The 18,002-nt window shown below is 67.7% G+C and carries 14 protein-coding genes; 12 read left to right on the top strand and 2 right to left on the bottom strand.

The features are described from left to right. Positions 1 to 55 precede the first annotated feature (55 nt). The 9 genes from AC1RM6_RS00695 (at position 56) to AC1RM6_RS00655 (ending at position 12,169) form a co-directional block, all read left to right on the top strand. On the top strand, positions 56 to 2,014 hold the full coding sequence (locus tag AC1RM6_RS00695) for an ATP-binding protein (protein WP_493097664.1): 1,959 nt from the start codon (positions 56 to 58) through the stop codon (positions 2,012 to 2,014). A 49-nt stretch (positions 2,015 to 2,063) separates the two neighbouring features. Next, positions 2,064 to 2,834 carry a TetR/AcrR family transcriptional regulator gene (locus AC1RM6_RS00690; protein ID WP_493097663.1) on the top strand — a complete coding sequence of 257 codons (771 nt, stop codon included), beginning with the start codon at positions 2,064 to 2,066 and terminating at the stop codon, positions 2,832 to 2,834. Between the two features lie 168 nt (positions 2,835 to 3,002). After that, entirely contained in the window at positions 3,003 to 3,842 is an 840-nt protein-coding gene (locus AC1RM6_RS00685; protein WP_493097662.1) for a TauD/TfdA dioxygenase family protein, read from the top strand. Between the two features lie 45 nt (positions 3,843 to 3,887). Further along, positions 3,888 to 4,946 carry an LLM class flavin-dependent oxidoreductase gene (locus tag AC1RM6_RS00680; RefSeq protein WP_493097661.1) on the top strand — a complete coding sequence of 353 codons (1,059 nt, stop codon included), beginning with the start codon at positions 3,888 to 3,890 and terminating at the stop codon, positions 4,944 to 4,946. Between the two features lie 121 nt (positions 4,947 to 5,067). After that, on the top strand, positions 5,068 to 7,164 hold the full coding sequence (locus AC1RM6_RS00675; protein ID WP_493097660.1) for an oxidoreductase: 2,097 nt from the start codon (positions 5,068 to 5,070) through the stop codon (positions 7,162 to 7,164). Between the two features lie 89 nt (positions 7,165 to 7,253). After that, complete coding sequence (locus AC1RM6_RS00670) at positions 7,254 to 7,571, top strand: EthD domain-containing protein (RefSeq protein ID WP_493097659.1); 318 nt, start codon at positions 7,254 to 7,256, stop codon at positions 7,569 to 7,571. 14 nt (positions 7,572 to 7,585) lie between these two features. Then, on the top strand, positions 7,586 to 8,836 hold the full coding sequence (locus AC1RM6_RS00665) for an MFS transporter (protein ID WP_493097658.1): 1,251 nt from the start codon (positions 7,586 to 7,588) through the stop codon (positions 8,834 to 8,836). Between the two features lie 549 nt (positions 8,837 to 9,385). Beyond that, positions 9,386 to 10,540, top strand: a complete 1,155-nt coding sequence (locus AC1RM6_RS00660; RefSeq protein ID WP_493097657.1) for a glycosyltransferase — start codon at positions 9,386 to 9,388, stop codon at positions 10,538 to 10,540. 108 nt (positions 10,541 to 10,648) lie between these two features. Continuing rightward, positions 10,649 to 12,169: a hypothetical protein gene (locus tag AC1RM6_RS00655; RefSeq protein ID WP_493097656.1), complete on the top strand. Its 1,521-nt coding sequence runs from the start codon at positions 10,649 to 10,651 to the stop codon at positions 12,167 to 12,169. A gap of 37 nt (positions 12,170 to 12,206) precedes the next feature. Here the strand turns inward: AC1RM6_RS00655 and AC1RM6_RS00650 are convergent, their stop codons facing one another. Next, on the bottom strand, positions 12,207 to 13,082 hold the full coding sequence (locus AC1RM6_RS00650; protein ID WP_493097655.1) for an AraC family transcriptional regulator: 876 nt from the start codon (positions 13,080 to 13,082) through the stop codon (positions 12,207 to 12,209). On the opposite strand from AC1RM6_RS00650, the gene AC1RM6_RS00645 reads away from it, so the two are divergent. From AC1RM6_RS00645 to AC1RM6_RS00635, 3 genes are read left to right on the top strand one after another with little or no spacing between them, the layout of a single operon-like run. Next, positions 13,081 to 13,962, top strand: a complete 882-nt coding sequence (locus AC1RM6_RS00645; RefSeq protein ID WP_493097654.1) for an SDR family NAD(P)-dependent oxidoreductase — start codon at positions 13,081 to 13,083, stop codon at positions 13,960 to 13,962. The genes AC1RM6_RS00650 and AC1RM6_RS00645 overlap by 2 nt on opposite strands. 14 nt (positions 13,963 to 13,976) lie before the next feature. Then, positions 13,977 to 14,372, top strand: coding sequence for a VOC family protein (locus tag AC1RM6_RS00640; protein WP_493097653.1), 396 nt, complete (start codon positions 13,977 to 13,979; stop codon positions 14,370 to 14,372). A gap of 1 nt (position 14,373) precedes the next feature. Then, positions 14,374 to 15,363 carry a saccharopine dehydrogenase family protein gene (locus AC1RM6_RS00635; RefSeq protein ID WP_493097652.1) on the top strand — a complete coding sequence of 330 codons (990 nt, stop codon included), beginning with the start codon at positions 14,374 to 14,376 and terminating at the stop codon, positions 15,361 to 15,363. 159 nt (positions 15,364 to 15,522) lie between these two features. On the opposite strand, the gene AC1RM6_RS00630 is transcribed toward AC1RM6_RS00635, so the two are convergent. After that, positions 15,523 to 17,850, bottom strand: coding sequence for a TonB-dependent receptor (locus tag AC1RM6_RS00630; protein ID WP_493097651.1), 2,328 nt, complete (start codon positions 17,848 to 17,850; stop codon positions 15,523 to 15,525). Between the last annotated feature and the right edge of the window lie 152 nt (positions 17,851 to 18,002).

Below are 18,002 nucleotides of genomic sequence, written 5' to 3'. Positions count from 1 at the left end.
ATCGGCACCGTGCTGGCTTTAGGGTGCGCCACGGCCAAAGGGGAATGATCCGGACGTGCGTCGCTCGCTTGCGCTTCTCGGCATTGCCGGCCTGCTTCCGATCGTCATTCTCGGCGGGACCTATGGCGTGCTGAGCTTCCGGGCGCAGCGCGATACGGTGCGCGCGGTCGCGACGATCGATGCGCGCTTCGCGGCCGCGCTGCTCGCCGAGAAGCTCGAGGCCAGCCAGCGCGCGATCGCGATGATCGCCCAGTCACCCGCCTTCGATCACGGGCTCGACGCCGACCGCCTGCGGACGCTGGGCGCCCGGGTCGCGGCGATCCAGTCCGACTGGCGCACGATCTCGATCGCCGACATATCCGGACAGCGGCTGATCGATGTCCCGCATCCGGTCGGCGGCCCGTCCAACGGACGGGTGATCGAGCCCGCCAGCCTCGCCCGGGTGGTGCGGACCGCGCGGCCGGCGGTCGGCGACGTCGTCCCCGGGCCGCATGGCGATCTCGGCTTCGCGGTGCGCGCGCCGGTCGTTCGCGACGGCCGGGTGATCTATGTCGCGTCGGCGGTGATCCTGGGCGAGCGGCTGACCGAATTGCTGCACTTTCAACGCCTTGCACCAGGCTGGAGCGCGGCGATCCTCGATCGCAAGCGCCGCGAGGTCGCGACGACCCGCCCCGAAGGCCCGCGCGCCTTCGCCCCCTCGACCGTCGGCGACGGCCGGATCGATGCCTGCGCGCCGGTGACCGACACCGGCTGGACGGTCTGCGTGCGCACCTCGGCCGACGCGGTGTCGGCGCCGCAACGCAACGCCCTGCTGGTGCTGATCGCGGCGGCGCTGCTCTGCCTGCCCCTGCTCGCCTTGCTCGCGCGGCTGCTGCAGGCACAGCTGCGTGCGATGCACGCCCGCGAGGCGGCGGCGCTCCACGCCCAGCGGATGGAGGCGCTCGGCCGGCTGACCGGTGGGGTCGCGCACGACCTCAACAATCTGCTGACCCCGATCGTCGGCGGAATCGACCTGATCCGCCGCCGCGCCGCCGACGACCGCACCAAGCGGATCGCCGACGCCGCGCTGACCAGCGCCGAGCGCGCCCGCGACCTGGTGGCGCGGCTGCTCGGCTTCGCGCGGCGCCAGCCGCTCGCACCCGAACCGGTCGCCCCCGCCCGGCTGCTCGAGGCGACCGCCGAGCTGATCCGCCGCTCGCTGCCGCCGTCGATCCTGCTGCGGATCGACGCGCCGACGGAGCTGCCGATGATCGATGCCGATCCCGCCCAGCTCGAGCTGGTGATCCTCAACCTCGCCTTCAACGCCCGCGACGCGATGCCCGACGGCGGGACGCTGACGATCGGCGCGATGCCCGCCACGACGACACAAGCAGCGGGACTGCCACCCGGCAACTATGTCGCGATCGCCATCGCCGACACCGGCGGCGGGATGGACGCGGCCACGCTCAAGCGGGCGATCGAGCCCTTCTTCACCACCAAGCCCAATGGCGAGGCCAGCGGCCTCGGCCTGTCGATGGCTCACGGCTTTGCCGGGCAGTCGGGCGGCGCGCTGCGGCTCGAGAGCGTCGTCGGCGCCGGCACCACCACGACCCTGCTGCTGCCGTGCAGCCGCGCGCTGCCCGAACCGGCGGCCAGCCCGGCCGCCGCGATCCTGCCTCCCGGCCGCCGCATCCTGCTGGTCGACGACAATATGGCGGTGCGGCGGACCACCGCCGAGATGCTGCGCGAGGGCGGGCATCAGGTGGTCGAGGCCGGCGGGGTCGACGAGGCGCTGGCGATCCTCGCCGGCGACACCGGCTTCGACGCGCTGGTGACCGACTATGTCATGCCCGGGCGCTCGGGCGGCGAGCTGATCCGCGCAGCCCGGGCAATCGCCCCCGGGCTGCCGGTGCTGCTGGTCACCGGATATGTCACCGCACCCGACGATATTCCCGCCGAGATACCGCAGCTGATGAAGCCGTTCCGCGCCGACGACCTGTTCCGCGCGCTCGCGGGACTGCTGACGGCCGCCTGAACGGGGGTATTTGTAGACCCCGGGGTGCGAAAGTGCCTAGATACGACCCATGAACCACGCGACGACGAAGCCCGTCCCCAAGCGCCGCCCCGGCCGGCCGACGCTGAGCAACGAGCAACTGCTCGACAAGGCGCTCGACCTGTTCCTCGAACAGGGGTTCGAGCGCACCAGCATCGAGGCGATCACCGCCGCGGCGGGGATGGCCAAGCGCACCGTCTATCTGCGCTATGGCGACAAGGAGACGCTGTTCAAGGCGGCGCTCGAGCGCGCGATCGAGGAGTGGATCATCCCGCTCGAACGGCTGCAGGCGGCCGAGACCGACGATCTCGAGGAGACGCTGCAGAGCGTCGGCCGGATCCTGGTCGACAATATCATGACCCCCGCCGGGCTGCGGCTGATGCGGATCACCAACGCCGAATCGGGCCGCCGCCCCGACATCGGCGTGTTCACCTACCGCCACGGCACCGCGCGCACGATCGACTATCTCGCCGACCTGTTCCACCGCCGGATCGCCCCCGACGGCAGCGGTCCCACCGCGTGGAACGAGGCCGCGATCGCCTTTCTCTACCTGGTCGTGTGCGGCCCACCGACGATGACCGCCTGGGGGCTGACGCTGTCCGACGCCGAGATCGAGCACCATACGCGCTATTGCGTCGGCCTGTTCCTCCACGGATTGCTGGCGCCTGCGGCCGGAGCAAGCGAGGCGCCTCCGTCCGCCGACGCCGCCGCGCTCGAGGCCGAGAACCGGCGGCTGAAGAAGCTGCTGCTCGCGGCGATGCTCGAGACCGCGACGCTCAAGGAACAGCTCGAAAGCCGCTGACCCGCCGGTTTCCGTCGCAACTGCCGAAAAATCGGACCGGCCCGCGCGCGCCCTCTTGATATTTGAAACGGTAAAGGCAACAAATATGCCCATGACGAATCGCCGGCCGCCCGGCGGAGCCTGAAACCAGGCGGGGCGGATCGGCGATGCTGGAGAGGATCCGAACCGATGGCGCTGCCGACGATCGCACTGGAACCGCGGATCGCGTCCGAACTGGCGATCGACGCCGCCGGCCTGACAAGCGGCGACCATGCCGCGACAATCCGCGCGCTGCTGGTCGAACGCGGCGTGCTGGTGGTGCGCGACGCCGGTCTCGACGACGACGGGCTGCGCACGCTGGCGCGCAGCATGGGCGATCTGCGCCTCGGCGCGGTCAAGAAGGAGGGCGACGAGGGGCTGCTCAAGGTCACGATGGATAAGAGCCAGAACCCCGAATATGCGCAGTTCTTCTTCGGCAGCCAGCTCTGGCACATGGACGGCACCTATGAGGAGCGCCCGCCCTTCGCGTCGATGCTGAGCCCGCGCGTCCTCTCGGCCGAGGGGGGCGACACCGAATTCGCCAATAATTACGCCGCCTATGACGATCTGTCCAACGACGACAAGGCGCGGCTCGACGGGCTGGAGGTGGTCCATACGATGCAGGCGGCGCTGTTTCCCGCCAAGCGCGACTGCAGCCCCGAAGAGTTCGCCTTGTGGTGCAGCTATCCGGCACGGGTCCATCCGCTGGTGTGGCGACACAAATCGGGGCGCAAGTCGCTGGTGCTGAGCACCTCGGCGTCGCACATTGTCGGTCTCCACCCGGCCGAGAGCCACGACCTGCTCCAGCGGCTGATGCGGCACGCGACCCAGCCATCCTATGTCTATCGCCACCGGTGGCGGATGGGTGATCTGCTGATCTGGGACAATACCGGGACGATGCACCGGGTGCTGCCGTTCGACGAGGCCAGCGGCCGCCGGCTGCACCGCTGCACGCTCAACGGCGAAGAACCGATCCTGGCCGCCGCCTGAGGCCGCCCCCCAACCTTCCCCCGATCAGCGAAGAGAGACTGTGCGATGCAAGTAGGTGTCCATCTGGGCTTCCAGAATCTCCATGGCATGTCCGACGGCGAGTTCTTCCGGCGGGAGACGCAGATCGCGATCGAGGCCGAGGCGATGGGGTTCGATTTCGCCGCGGCGGTCGAGCATCATTTCACCGATTATGCCGCCTGCCCCGATCCGCTGCAGTTGCTGACCTATGTCGCGGCGAAGACCCGCACGATCAAGCTGATGCCAGCGGCGGTGATCCTGCCGTGGAACGACCCGCTGCGGGTGGTCGAGAAGACGGTGATGCTCGATCATCTGAGCGAGGGCCGGGTGATCCTCGGCATGGGCCGGGGGGCCGCCCGCCGCGAGTTCAAGGGCTTCCGATCCGACCTCGCCGACTCGCGCGCGATGTTCGACGAAGCGGCGCTGATCATCATGGAGGGGCTCGAGACCGGCATCGTCCAGGCCGACGGCACATGGTACAAGCAGCCTCCGGTCGAGGTCCGTCCGCGGCCCGAGGGCTCGTTCCGGGACCGCACCGTGATGGTCAGCATGTCGCCCTCCTCGGCCGAGGTCGCGGCGCGCTACGGGCTCAAGGCGCTGCGCTTCTCGCAGGGCGACTGGAGCCATGCGCTGCCCGAGATCGAGACCTATCGCAGCACCTTCGAGGCACTCCACCACCGCGCGGCCCCGCCGTTCATCATCAGCGATTTCATCATCTGCTTCGACAGCGAGGCGAAGGTGATCGACCACACCGACGCCTATTTCGCGGCGCAGTTCGCGCAGGTCGCCGGCCATTACGAGTTCGGCGGCGAGCATTTCAAATCACTCCCCTCCTATTCGACCTATGTCACGCTCGGCGAGATGGCGGCCGCGGCCGGCGGCCCGACCAAGGCCTATAAGGACTATATCAGCGGTAACCTGATCGGCACCCCCGAACAGATCTGGGAAAAGCATCTCATCCGCCGCGAAATGGTCGGCGACTATGAAATCATCGCCAATTTCAGCTTCGGGGGCATGCCGTACGAGCTGGTCTACGAACAGATGAAGCTGTTTGCCGACAAGGTGATGCCGCGGCTGAAGGGGTAACGACCTCCTTTCTTCGTCATCCCGGACTTGATCCGGGATCTCCCTGCCGAAGAAGAAGTGAGATCCCGGATCAAGTCCGGGATGACGAGACAGGGAAAGAAAACGCGATGGGGAGACGGCGGTGCATCCGAAATATCCGAACATCTTCTCGCCGATCCGGCTCGGTCCGGTCGAGATCCCGAACCGTTTCTTCTTCGCGCCGCACGGCAGTGCGCTGAGCGCCGGAACCAAGCCGTCGGACGATCTCGTCGCCTATAGCGCCGAGCGGGTGAAGGACGGCGGGTGCGGGCTGGTGATCGTGGCGCTGGTCGCGCACGAGCGCGGGCGCACCCGGCAGCCGTCGCCGCATCCGCCCGAGAATATCGCCGCCTTCCGGGTGATGGCCGATGCGATCCACGCGGCCGGCGGCAAGATCTTCGGCGAGGTCTTCTACTGGTGGGGCGGCTGTGGCCAGTGGCAGCCGCTGAGCCCGCCGGCACCGTCGCTCGGCCCCTCGGTGCGCCAATATGGCATCGCCGACCGGACCGTATCGACCCATGAAATGAGCGTCGACGAGATCGTGGCGATGCACGACGCGATGCGCCAGTCGGCGGCGCATCTGCGCGAGGCGGGCTTCGACGGGATCATGCTCCACGGCTCGCATGCCGGGCTGATCGAGCAGTTCCTCTCGCCCTATTTCAACCAGCGCGACGACGATTATGGCGGCAGCCTCGACAACCGCATGCGCTTCCTAGTCGAAACGCTTCAGGCCGCGCGCGCGGGCGTCGGCGACGACCTCGCGGTCGGCATCCGCTTCAACTGCGACGAGATGATGGCGGGCGGCTATGGCATCGACACCGCCCGCGACGTGGTCAAGGCGATCTGCGACCGCGGCCTCGTCGACTATGTCGATCTCGACGTCGGGCTCGAACCCCAGCAATTCCACCACGGCATCCCGTCGGGGTTCAATGTGCCGCAATATTATCGCCCGTTCGTCGAGGCGGTGCGCGGCGCGGCGGGCGATATCCCGGTGCTGAGCGTGCTCGGCCGGATCACCGCGATGGCCGACGCCGAGGCGGCGATCGCGGCGGGGGTGATCGACATGGCCGGCGCCGCGCGGCAGCTGATCGCCGAGCCCGAATTCGTCCGCAATGCGCGCGAAGGCCGCGAGGCCCACAGCCGAATCTGCATCGCCTGCAACTGGTGTACCGCCGCCGGCAGCGAAGGCGCGCAAGGCTGCGCGATCAACCCCGCCAGCTATCGCGAACGGCTATGGGGCGTCGACAGTTTCGCGCCCGCCATCCGGCGCTCGCGGGTGGTGATCGTCGGCGGCGGCCCGGGCGGACTCGAGGCGGCGCGCACCGCCGCGCGCAAGGGGCACGACGTGGTGCTGTTCGAGGCACGCGAACGGCTCGGCGGCGCGCTCGCGCTGTGGGCCGACCTGCCGGGGCGCGAGCATTATCGCGATGCCACGGGCTGGTGGGAGGCCGAGTTGGCGCGGCTGGGGGTCGATATCCGCCGCGGAGTCGAGGCCGATGCCGCGGTTGTGCTTGCCGAGCGGTCCGACGCGGTGATCGTCGCCACCGGCGCGCGCTACAGCAAGGGTGGACGCAGCATCGGCTTCGACGCCGACATCCCCGGCCATGGCCAGGGCTTCGTCTATCGCCCCGAGACAATCTTGCTCGGCGGCGCGCGGCCGACCGGCCGGGTGGTGCTGATCGACGGCGAGGGGCTGCACGCCAGCGCCGGCATCGCCGAGATCCTCGCCTGTGGTGGCGCCGAAGTCCATTATGTCACCGCGGGCTTCGCGCCGCTGTCGGCGCGGCTGACCGACAGTTTCGAGGCGCGATTCGTGCTGCAGCGGCTCAAGCGCGCCGGCGTCAGCTTCGTGCCCGCGCATTGGGTGCGGCGCATCGGCCAGCGCAGCGTCACCCTCTACGATGTCCACACCGACGTGGAGGAGGTCGTCGTCGGGGTCGATGCGGTGGTCCTCGCGACCGGCCGGGTGCCGATCGACGGGCTGGCGCGCGCACTCGACGGGCGGGTGCCGCAGCTGTTCACGATCGGCGACGCGCTCGCCGTGCGGCCGTTCGCGACCGCGCCCTATGAAGGGCAGAAATTCGCTCGGCTGATCGGCGAGCCCGGCGCGCCGGCATCGGTGCGCGAGGCCTATTTCCGGCCGGACGATCCCGAGACCATGCCCTATCCGGCCGATGTCGCGCGACGGATCCCCGCCTGATGGCGCGCCAGCACAGCGACATGGCATGCAGGGACATTCGCTCCGGTTCCGAACCATGCTCCCCCGATCGACGATAAGGAGAGATAGAGATGGCGCGCTATGTGATGATCGCCCAGTCCCGTCCGCTGCCCGGCCGCGAGGACGCGTTCAACCGCTGGTATGACGAGGTCCATGTGCCGACCGCGCTCGCCGTGCCCGGCTTCGCCGGGTGCCGGCGCTTCGAGGCCGGGGTGCCGGTCACGCCGGGCCAGGAGCAGCTTCCCTATCTCACCATCTACGAGATCGACGCCGACGATCCGTTCGCGGTGATCGGCGAATTCGGCCGGCGATCGGCCGACCCGGCGACCGAGCAGACCGACGCGATCGATTCGCCGGCGAACCGCGTCGCGCTCTACCGCCTGCGCTGAAGGAGAGGATCGCCATGCACGGGATCGAACGACGCGCGACGGGAACCCCGAGCGAATGGCGGAACTGGCCGATGCTGGTCGCCTGCCTCGCCGGGGTGACGCTGTCGAGCTTCCAGACCTATTCGCTCGGGGTGATGATCGGTCCGCTCGAGCAGCAATATGGCTGGAGCCGCGCGCAGATCTCGTCGGGGCCGCTGATCCTGGCGATGCTCGCCCTGTTCGTGGTGCCGATGATCGGCGCCGGCATCGACCGGATCGGGCCGCGGCGGATCGCCCTGTTCGGGGTGACCTTCTTCTGCGCGTCGCTCGCGGCGCTGTCGCTCGCCGGCCCGTCGATCCTGTCGTGGTGGCTGTTGTGGATTCCGATGGCGTTCGGGGCGATGGCGGTGCTGCCGACGCTGTGGACCGCCGCGGTCAACAGCTTCTTCGACCGCAATCGCGGGCTCGCGCTGGCGATCGCGCTGTGCGGCAGCGGCGTGGGGGGCGCGATCGTGCCGATGCTCACCAACAGGCTGGTCGAAGCCTATGGCTGGCGCGGCGGCTATATCGGTATCGCGGCGATCGGCTTCGTGGTGGTGTTTCCGCTGGTGCTGCTGCTGTTCACCAGCGCGACCGACCGGCGCCGCGCGGTCGATCCGCATGCGGCCCCGGCGCGGTCGCTGGCGGGGGTGTCGGCGCGCGACGGGTTCCGCTCGGCGCGCTATGCCAAGCTCGCCGGTGCCGCGGTGCTGCTGTCGGTGGCGGCGGCGGCACTGGTCGCCAATGCGGTGCCGATCCTGGTCTCGCACGGCTTCGCCCGCGGCAGCGCGGCGGGGATCGCCGGGCTGGTCGGGATCGGCGCGATCGTCGGACGCCTGGGCGGCGGCTATCTGCTCGACCGGCTCGACGCCAACCGCGTCGCCGGCATCGCGGTGCTGGCGCCGGTCGCCACCGCCGCGCTGCTGATCGCCCTGCCCGGCTCGGCGACGGCGGCGAGCGCCGGTTTCCTGGTGATGGGGCTGGCGATCGGCACCGAGGTCGACGCCTGCGCCTATCTGGCAGTGCGCCATTTCGGGCTGCGCAGCTTCGGCGCGCTGTTCGGGGCGATCAACGGCTTCATGATCTTCGGCAACGGCCTCGCGCCGATGCTCGCCAACCATGTCTATGACGTCACCAGATCCTACACGCCGATGCTGTGGGCGCTGATCCCGGCCTTCCTGCTGGCGAGCCTGCTGTTCTTTCTGCTGGGGGCTTATCCGGTGTTCGCGGAGGTGGAGGAAGGCTGACACCTCTCGATCCTCGCTGAACCGCGACTTGGAAAGGCTCCGCCCGCAGCGGCGCGGGTTCTTCGCGCGCCAAGCGCAGGAAGGAACCGCTCCACCATCTTGCACCAGGCGCAGGATGAACGGACGCGGTGGATACATCAGGCAGCCCGGCACAGAATTTTATTATCCCCAATATGGATGATTATGCCGGATAATCCACGATATCTCTATTGACCCGTGCCCGCATGATCGCGTCTCATTGCCGCGATAACGCTGATTTACCAACTAAAGACAGCGGAGCTCGGCTCTGGGAAACATGGCATCTTGCTGCACCGATCATATTGGCAATCCCGTGACGTCACCTGGCATCGTCATGTTTGACGCTGCTTACAAAGGCAGCGCCGCGACATGAGCAAAAACGCCAGGAAGAACTGGCAAGGGCGGACATACCGGAACCGGCTGGTTCGCCGACCCCAACCGAGCCTCCAGCCGGCGCCGGGCACCAACGAAAGCTGAACGCCGGTCTGGACACCGGATGCCTGCCGCGCAATGCGCGCCTGGGAAGAGTACATGGCTGGAGGATTTGGATTGAGCGAGCGGATTGCAACCGATCGCCGCGACGAGCGGGCAACGCGGGCGCGGCCGTTGGAGCTGGCGATCGTGGTGCCGACGCTCAACGAGCGCGACAATGTCCGCACGTTGATCGGGCTGATCGGGGAGGCGCTGCCCGGGATCGCGTGGGAGGTCGTCTTCGTCGACGACAATTCGAGCGACGGCACCGCCGATCTGCTGCGCGAGATCGGGCGGGTCGATCCGCGGGTGCGGGTGCTCCAGCGGATCGACCGGCGCGGGCTGTCGTCGGCGGTGGTCGAAGGCATGCTGGCGACCCCGGCGCCGGTGTTCGCGGTGATGGACGCCGATCTCCAGCATGACGAGACGATCCTGCCGCAGCTGTTCGCGGCGATCACCGAACGCGGCGCCGACCTGGCGGTCGCCAGCCGTTATGTCGCGGGCGGGTCGTCGGGCGACTGGTCGGCCGAGCGGCTGCAGATGAGCCGGCTCGCCACCCGGCTGTGCAACATGGTGATCAAGACCGAGATCAGCGATCCGATGAGCGGCTTTTTCGCGATCCGGCGCGAGGTGCTGGTCGATGCGCTGCCGCGGCTGTCGAACATCGGGTTCAAGATATTGATGGATCTCGTCGCCTCGACCAGCGCACCGCTCAAGGTCGAGGAAATTCCCTATACGTTCAAATCGCGGGTCGCCGGCGAGAGCAAGCTCGACGCCAAGGTGACCCAGGAATTCGCGGTGCTGCTGCTCGAAAAGATGTTCGGGCACATCATTCCGGTGCGGTTCCTGATGTTCGCGGCGGTCGGTTCGCTCGGCGTGATCGTCCATCTGACGACGCTCAGGATCATGACCTCGGTGCTCGGGCTCGAGTTCCTTTATGGTCAGGCGATCGCGACGGTGGTGGCGATGACGTCGAACTTCGTGCTCAACAACAGCACGACCTACCGCGACATGCGGCTCAAAGGGGTCGACTTCATCCGCGGGTTGTTCCTGTTCTACGCGGTGAGTTCGGTCGGCGCGGTCGCCAATGTCGGTATCGGCGAGATGGTGTTCCAGTCGAACCATATCTGGTGGCTGAGCGGCCTCGCCGGTTCGGCGGTCGCCGTCGTGTGGAACTATGCGGCCTCGTCCTTCGTCACCTGGAAGCGAAAATAGCGGCGATGTCTGTCGAGCGGGTCGGGCTGGACGACACGCGCCGGCGCTCGTCCGCGTTGCCCGGCGCGCCGGGGCTGTGCGCCTCGCGCAATGTTCATGGAATCCCGAATGGACGATAGAAAAACATGGTGGTCGAGCGGCTATTACGCGGCACTGATGTGCGCGCTGATGGCGGTGCCGCTGCTATGGCCGGACTTTCCCCCGCTGAGCGACCTTCCGACCCATATGGGGCGCTACCGCATCCAGGCGGGAATGGCCGACGCGCCGACGCTGGCCGGGATATTCTCGATCCACTGGCTGCCGATCGGAAATCTCGGGGTCGATATTCTCGTCTTCCTGATACAGCCGTTCTTCGGCGTCGAGATGGCGACCAAGATCGTCGTGACGGCGATCCCGGTGATAGCGGCTGCGGGCATGTTCCTGACCGCCCGCGAGGCGCATGGCCGCATCCCGCCCACCGCGGCTTTCGCGCTGCCCTTCGCCTATGGCTATCCGTTCCAGTTCGGCTTCGTGAACTTCTCGCTGGGCATGGCCCTCGCGCTGCTCGCCTTCGGCGTGCTGCTGCGGCTGCGCCGGACGGCATCGTGGCGCATCCAGTCGGTTTTCCTGCTGCTGGCGGGGATCATGATCTATTTCGCCCATATCATGGGCTGGATGCTGTTCGGCCTGTTCTGCACCGCCGAAGCCCTCGCCCGCAGATCGTCCGAGAATGCGCCGCTGTCGACCCGGCTGATCAAGGCGGTGCTCGACTGCCTCCCGCTGCTCGCACCGCTGGTGTTCATTCTCGCCTGGCGCAGCGGCGACAATGGCGGGGAGACGTCGGCCTTTTTCGACCTTTCCACCAAATGGGGATGGATCGAGAGCGCGCTGCGCGAACGCTGGAAACAATGGGACGGCAACAGCGTCTACGCCGTCGTCGCTGTGATTATCGGCGGGCTGGCATTCGGTTTCCGCTGGAACCGGACGGTCGGCGCGGTCGCCGCGCTGCTCGGCCTCTTCTACCTGTTCATACCTTATGCCTTTTTCGGCCTGATCTATGCGGACATGCGGATTGCGCCGCTGCTGCTGGCGATGGCGGTATTGGCCATGGTGCCCCCGCCGCGCTGGAGCGCCTCGGCGCTCAGCCTGGTGGCCGTCGTCGCAACCGGATTCGCGGTCGCCCGACTGTCCGCGACCACCGCCAGCATGGTCCGTTACGCCCAGGAGCAGCAGCCCTATCTCGACAGTTTGAACGCGGTACCGCGCGGGGCCAGGGTGGTGGCGCTCGTCAACCTGCCCTGCCCCCGCGGCTGGGCCGGGCCGCGGATGCCGACCAGCATGGCGATCGTCCGGCGCGATGCGTTCGTCAACGATCAGTTCGAGATGCCGGGCTCGCAATTGCTGGTGGTCGGACCGTCGATTCCCGAATATTTCGCTTATGGCGACACCGAATGGGTTCGCCTTCCCGGCTGCGAGCGCAAGGATCCGCTGCTGGGCGAGGCGATCGCGATGATCCCGCCGGCGTCGTTCGATCATCTGTGGCTGCTCGGCGTGCCGGCGACACAGCTTCCGCGCGATCCTTCGCTGCAGTTGATCCGCCGGGATGGCGACAGCACGCTTTACAGGATCGTACGCCGACCGGCTGCGTGAGGTAACGCCGTGACACGCAAGGCGAGCAGCTGATCCATCAGCGCGCGCCGCGCAGGGTCAGGCCGTCGCGGGCCGGGGGCCTGCCGAAGAAGCGCACATATTCCCGGCTGAACTGCGACGCGCTTTCATAGCCGACCTCGAACGCGACCGCTGCCGCGCTCTGCCCGCCGCCGATCAGCAGCATCCGCGCCTGGAGCAGGCGGATGCGCTTCTGGAACTGGAGCGGGCTCATCGCGGTCGCCGCCTTGAAATGGCGATGGAAGGCCGAAGCGCTCATCGCGGCGATGTCGGCGAGCGCCTCGACGCGCAGCGGACTGGTAAAGTTGTTGCGAATCCACTGGATTGCAAGCCGGATCCGCGACAGCGCGGTATCGGGTGTGGCGATATCGCGCAGCATCGCGCCATGCGGCCCCTGCAGGACCCGATAGAGGATCTCGCGCTCATAGGCCGGCGCGAGCATCGCGATATCGGTCGGCCGCTCGATCAGCCGCAGCATCCGCACCCAGGCATCGAGCAGTTCGGGAGTAACCGCCGCGACCGAAAAGCCGTCCGGCCTCGCTATCGAGGTCGCCGGCCCGGCATCGGCGAGCATCATGCCGACGACCTGCGGGTCGATCGTCAGGCTGACCGCGAGATAGGGTTCGCCGGTGGAGGCGGGATGGATCGTGCCGACCGCGGGCAAGTCGATCGACATCACGAAATAGGTGGCGGGGTCATAGTGCAGCGTGCGGTCGCCGATCGTCATCGACTTGGATCCGCGCAGGATCAGATTGACCATCGGATCGTAGACCGCGGCCAACTGGTGCTCGGGGATCGCCCCCTGGACCATCGCGACACGCGGGATGCCGGTCTCGGTCCGCCGATTTTGGGCATGCGACGCGAGCCGGCGCAGTTCGTCGAGGGGGTTTTCCATGGCCATGCTTGTGACCGCGGAAACCCCGCGGGGCAATCCACCAGGCAGGAATAGGCAAGATCGCGGCAGGATCGGGCGCAGCAGCAGGCCGCCCGCGGCCGTAGAAAGACGGCACAGCAGCAACGGAGACGCCCCCATGACCATCGCCCTCATCACCGGCGGCAGCCGCGGCCTCGGCCGAAGCGCGGCACTGCACAGCGCGGCGCGCGGAAGCGGTGTGATCCTGACCTACAACAACCATCCCGAAGGCGCCGAAGAGACAGTCCGCACGATCGAGGCGAACGGCGGCAAGGCGGTGGCGCTGCAACTCGACGTCTCGAATATGGCGTCGTTTGCAGCGTTCCGGGACATGGTCGCAGCGGTTCTCGCGTCGAGCTGGGGCCGTAGCGACTTCGATCATCTCGTCAACAATGCCGGTCACGGCCTGTTCAATCCGATCGCAACGGTCTCCGAGGCCGAGTTCGATGGCCTGTTCGCGGTCCACCTGAAAGGTCCGTTCTTCCTCACCCAGACGCTGCTGCCGCTGATCGCCGACGGCGGCGCGATCGTGAACCTGACCAGCGCCACGACGCGTGTCGCCACCCCGGGCGTCGCACCGTACGCCGCATTCAAGGGCGGGCTCGAAGTGCTTACCCGTTATATGGCCAAGGAATTCGGAGATCGCCGGATTCGCGCCAATGCCGTGTCACCGGGCGCGATCCGCACCGAGCTCGGCGGCGGGCTCAACGACGCATTCGAAGCGCTGCTCGCCAGCCAGACCGCGCTCGGCCGGGTCGGCGAGCCCGAGGATATCGGCCGCGTCATCGCGGGCCTGCTGTCCGATGACGGCGGCTGGATCAACGCGCAGACGATCGAGGTCGCCGGCGGCTATTTCATCTGAACCGGAGGTTCCCCATGCTCGACCATGTCTTCTTTTCGGTCAGCGATCTCGATCGCTCGATCGCCTTCTATACCGCCGCGCTGGCACCGCTCGGGATCACCGACCGCGTCGATTACGACGGCAAGGACGGCCCGCCCGGCCACCCCGACCTGAAGGGTTTCGGCCATCGCGGCCGGATCATCTTCTGGCTGCGGACCGGCGTGGTCGAGGGCCGCGCCGCGCATGTCGGCTTCGTCGCGGGGTCGAGGGCCCAAGTCGACGCCGCCTATGCCGCGGCGATAGCGGCGGGCGCCACCGACAACGGCCCACCTGGCGCACGGCTCCATTACGACCCGCGTTATTACGCCGGCAGCGTGTTCGATCCCGACGGTTACAGCCTCGAATTCACCTACAAGGACTGGCAGCACTGACATGGCGAAACTGATGATCTACGGTGCCGCCGGCTATACCGGGCGCGTTGCCGCCGCCCATGCCAAGGCCGCCGGGGTTGACCTCGTGGTCGCCGGACGCGCGAAGAGCGAGGCGAAGCTGGCCGCGCTCGCGTCCGAACTCGGCGCGGAATATCGCCTGTTCGCGCTCGAAGCCCCCGCGGTGATCGCCGCCGCGATCGGCGACATCGCAGTTCTCCTGAACTGCGCCGGGCCATATCTGCGGACCGCCGAGCCGCTGATGCAGGCGTGCCTGGCCGCGGGCGTGCACTATCTCGACATCGCCGCCGAACTCGACGGCTATCGGCTTGCCGAAACGCTCGACGAGGAGGCCAGGGCCGCCGGCGTGATGCTGCTGCCCGGCAGTGGCGGCAGCGTCGCGATGCTGGGGCCGCTGGCCGGCCATGCCGCCCAGCGTGTCACGGCCCCCGTCAAGCTCAGCATCGCGCTGCATGTCGCAGGCGGTTTCTCGCGCGGCTCGGCGATCAGCGCCAGCGAGAATATCACGACGGGAACGCTCCACCGTGTCGATGCCGCTCTGGTCGACCGCAGCCCGGAGGAGGTGCGCAGCTTCGATTTCGGCGACGGGCCGGTGACGTCGTTTCCGGTAACCCTGCCCGACCTGATCACGATCTGGCGCACCACCGGCATCCCGAACATCGAGACCTTCGTGCACGTCAGCGAAGGCGCATTCCCGACGGGCGATCTCGAGGCGATGTCCGACGGCCCCAGCCCCGCTCAGCGCGACGCCAATCGCTATCATGCGGCGGTCGAGGTGACCGGCGCCGACGGCAGCGTCGCGCGATCGGTGATGAGCAGCGTCAACGGCTACAGCTTCACGATGCTCGCCGCCGCCGAAGCCGCGCGCCGCGTCCTGGCCGGGGAAATGCGCCCCGGCTTCCAGACCCCGGCCGGGCTGTTCGGCGACGGGTTCGCGGAGACGATCGCCGACACCTTCATCCTCGACCTGTGATGCCTCGCGAAGGCTCGGTAAAATCGGGGATTTTGAGCGTCGACCATATACCGCCTGTTGCCCGATCGAGCCCGAAGCAAGTCCAGGGTAACGGGCTGAAGTCGGGGATCAAGGTCTGGAGGCCGGCGATGATCTTTTCGTCGGCCCCAGTCCCAACCCTCAATAATCGAACTTCACGGTGAGGCCGTAGGTGCGCGGGGCGCCGAGGGTGGCGACGGTGCCGGTGGCGGTGGTGAGTTTCTGGACCGCATATTCGGTGTCGGTGAGGTTGCGACCCCAGATCATCAGGCCGACCGCCTCGGTCGGGCGATATTCGACCGAGGCGTTGAGCAGGCTGTAGTCGCCCTGCTTGGCGCGGTTGTCGGGTTCGAAAACATAGCCGCTATTGTAGCTGTAGAGCGCCGCCAGCCGCAGTTCGCCGCGCTCGCCGACCGGGATGGCATAGCTCGCGCCGAAGCTGCCGGTGAAGGTCGGGGCGTTGGGGGTGCGGTTGCCCGAGACGTCGCCGAAGCAGGTGGTGAAACCGCCGGTGATCGGCCCGGTGCCGACCACGCCGGGATTGGCGGTGCCGAGTTGGGCGGCCGGGCAGCGGGTGCGCATCGTCGGGTCGGTGCTCGAATTGGCGTTGGGGTAGACGATCGGCGCCTGGTTGGCCGCCCCCGGTCCGCCGAAGGTGTCGAAGCGCGAATGGAGGTAGGTGAAGCCGCCGAACAGCCGCAGCTTGTCGGCGGGGGCGGCCTCGAACTCGACGTCGGCGCCGTTGACCTTGACCGTCGCGGCGTTGAGGATCAGCGAGGCGCCCGGATTGGCGACCGCCGCCGAACGCACCTGATAATTGTCGATGTCGTAATGATAGGCCGACAGGTTGAGCCGCAGCCGGCGATCGAACCATTCGGATTTCAGCCCGACCTCATAGGCGTTGATATATTGCGGCAGATAAGGCGCATTGAGCGGGCTCTGCAGGCTGTACGAACCCGATTTGAAGCCGCGGTTGAACGAGGCATAGGCGCTGACGTCGGCGGTGATCTCCTGGCGCAGCGCGACGCGGTAGGTCCAGGCGCTGTAGCGCAGCTTGGGGATCGCGTTGCGGCCCGGGGTCAGTTCGACCCCGGCCAGCGTGACATTGGCCTGGGTGCCGACGAAATCACGCTTGTCCTTGGTGTAGCGGGCGCCGCCGGTCAGCTTGGTGGTCGGGGTGATCGCATAGGTCGCCTCGGCGAAGGCGGCATAGCTGTCGGTGTCGAGATCGGCGACGATATGCTGGCCGCGGATCGGCGCGAACGCCGCGCCGGTGAAGTTGGAATCGTTCGACGCCTTGGCGTTGAGGTAGAAGGCGCCGACCTGCCAGGAGAAGACACTCCGGTCATTCGAGGCCAGCCGCAATTCCTGCTGGGTCGATTTGGCGCCCGAGGTGAAGGCGATCCGGATCAGCGGCAGCGGCCCGCCATCGACGTCGAAGTCGCTATGGTTCTTGCTGCGGCGGATCGCCGAGATGCTGGTGAGGGTCGCGAAGCCGAGATCGGCCGATCCGGTCAGGCTGCCGCCATAGATTTTCTGCTGGGTCAGCGGATAGTCGTTGAGGTTGGTGTCCTGGCCGGTCGGACCGGTGATCCCGCCGGTGCCGATCACCCCCTTGTCGAGCCGGTAACCGAGCCCGAGATTGTCGCGATTCCTGTAATAGTCGCCGGCGAGCACGAACTTGACCGCATCGCTGGCGCGCAGCACCAGCTTCGATCGCGCACCCCAATTGTCCTGGATCTTGTTCTTGCGGTTGAGCGTGAGGTTGCGGCCCCAGCCGTCATTCTGATGGGTCTTGGTGACCGCGAGATCGGCGCTGATGCCGTCGGTGATCGGCGAGGCGAGATAGAGCCGGCTGCCGATGGTCTCGTAATTGCCATAGCCGACCTCGCCATTGACGACGAGCTTGTCGCCGGGCTCGCGGGTGATGATGTGGATCAGGCCGCCGGTGGCGTTGCGCCCGAACAGCGTGCCCTGGGGCCCCTTGAGCACCTCGATCCGCTCGATATTGTTGAAATTGTTGATCGCCTGAGCGAGGTCGACCAGATAGACGCCGTCGACATAGACCGCGTTGCTGCTCTCCTCGCCGACCGCGGCATTGGTGGTGCCGACGCCGCGAATGAAGATCAGCCCGCTCGCGCCCGAGCGGGTGAACTGCACGCTGGGCACGAGCTGCGGCAGATCGCGGGTGGAATCGACCCCGGTTTCCCGGAGCGCCTGCGCGGTCACCGCCGCGACCGCGATCGGCACCGACTGGAGATTTTCCGAACGGCGCTGCGCGGTGACGATGATCTCTTCGAGGCCGACGCTGTCCTGCGGCGCGGCAGCGGCGTCTGCCGGCTTCGGGGCGGTTTGCGCCGCATCGGCCTGGCCGGCGGCGGCCGGGCCGGCCGCCAGCGCCGACGCGAACGTCAGCAGCGCCGCGCTCGCGCGCAGCTTCGATCGGGACGCATTTCGGGCGTGAGTCATGTCGCTGTTTCCCCTCTCCGTTTCGAAGCCCATTTTGGGTCTTCGCCATCTTGTGCTGCGCGGGCTGCCGGCGATCCGGTCGGTGCCGCGCGATATCCGGCTCTTCGGCCTGGCTGTCGGACTCAGACTGTGGCCGCACCCCGGGGGCGTCA

The sequence above is a fragment of the Rhizorhabdus sp. GW822-FHT03C02 genome (genome assembly GCF_058801765.1).
The sequence above is the reverse complement of the archived record's forward strand: the minus strand, read 5'-3'. Positions and strand labels throughout refer to the sequence as shown.

Excerpts from the sequence above, each read along its gene's own strand:
- AC1RM6_RS00650 (WP_493097655.1), bottom strand. The coding sequence starts at position 13,082 with ATGGAAAACCCCCTCGACGAACTGCGCCGGCTCGCGTCGCATGCCCAA.
- AC1RM6_RS00665 (WP_493097658.1), top strand. The coding sequence starts at position 7,586 with ATGCACGGGATCGAACGACGCGCGACGGGAACCCCGAGCGAATGGCGG.
- AC1RM6_RS00690 (WP_493097663.1), top strand. The coding sequence starts at position 2,064 with ATGAACCACGCGACGACGAAGCCCGTCCCCAAGCGCCGCCCCGGCCGG.
- AC1RM6_RS00640 (WP_493097653.1), top strand. The coding sequence starts at position 13,977 with ATGCTCGACCATGTCTTCTTTTCGGTCAGCGATCTCGATCGCTCGATC.
- AC1RM6_RS00630 (WP_493097651.1), bottom strand. The coding sequence starts at position 17,850 with ATGACTCACGCCCGAAATGCGTCCCGATCGAAGCTGCGCGCGAGCGCG.
- AC1RM6_RS00660 (WP_493097657.1), top strand. The coding sequence starts at position 9,386 with ATGGCTGGAGGATTTGGATTGAGCGAGCGGATTGCAACCGATCGCCGC.
- AC1RM6_RS00635 (WP_493097652.1), top strand. The coding sequence starts at position 14,374 with ATGGCGAAACTGATGATCTACGGTGCCGCCGGCTATACCGGGCGCGTT.
- AC1RM6_RS00645 (WP_493097654.1), top strand. The coding sequence starts at position 13,081 with ATGGCCATGCTTGTGACCGCGGAAACCCCGCGGGGCAATCCACCAGGC.
- AC1RM6_RS00670 (WP_493097659.1), top strand. The coding sequence starts at position 7,254 with ATGGCGCGCTATGTGATGATCGCCCAGTCCCGTCCGCTGCCCGGCCGC.
- AC1RM6_RS00655 (WP_493097656.1), top strand. The coding sequence starts at position 10,649 with ATGGACGATAGAAAAACATGGTGGTCGAGCGGCTATTACGCGGCACTG.
- AC1RM6_RS00685 (WP_493097662.1), top strand. The coding sequence starts at position 3,003 with ATGGCGCTGCCGACGATCGCACTGGAACCGCGGATCGCGTCCGAACTG.
- AC1RM6_RS00680 (WP_493097661.1), top strand. The coding sequence starts at position 3,888 with ATGCAAGTAGGTGTCCATCTGGGCTTCCAGAATCTCCATGGCATGTCC.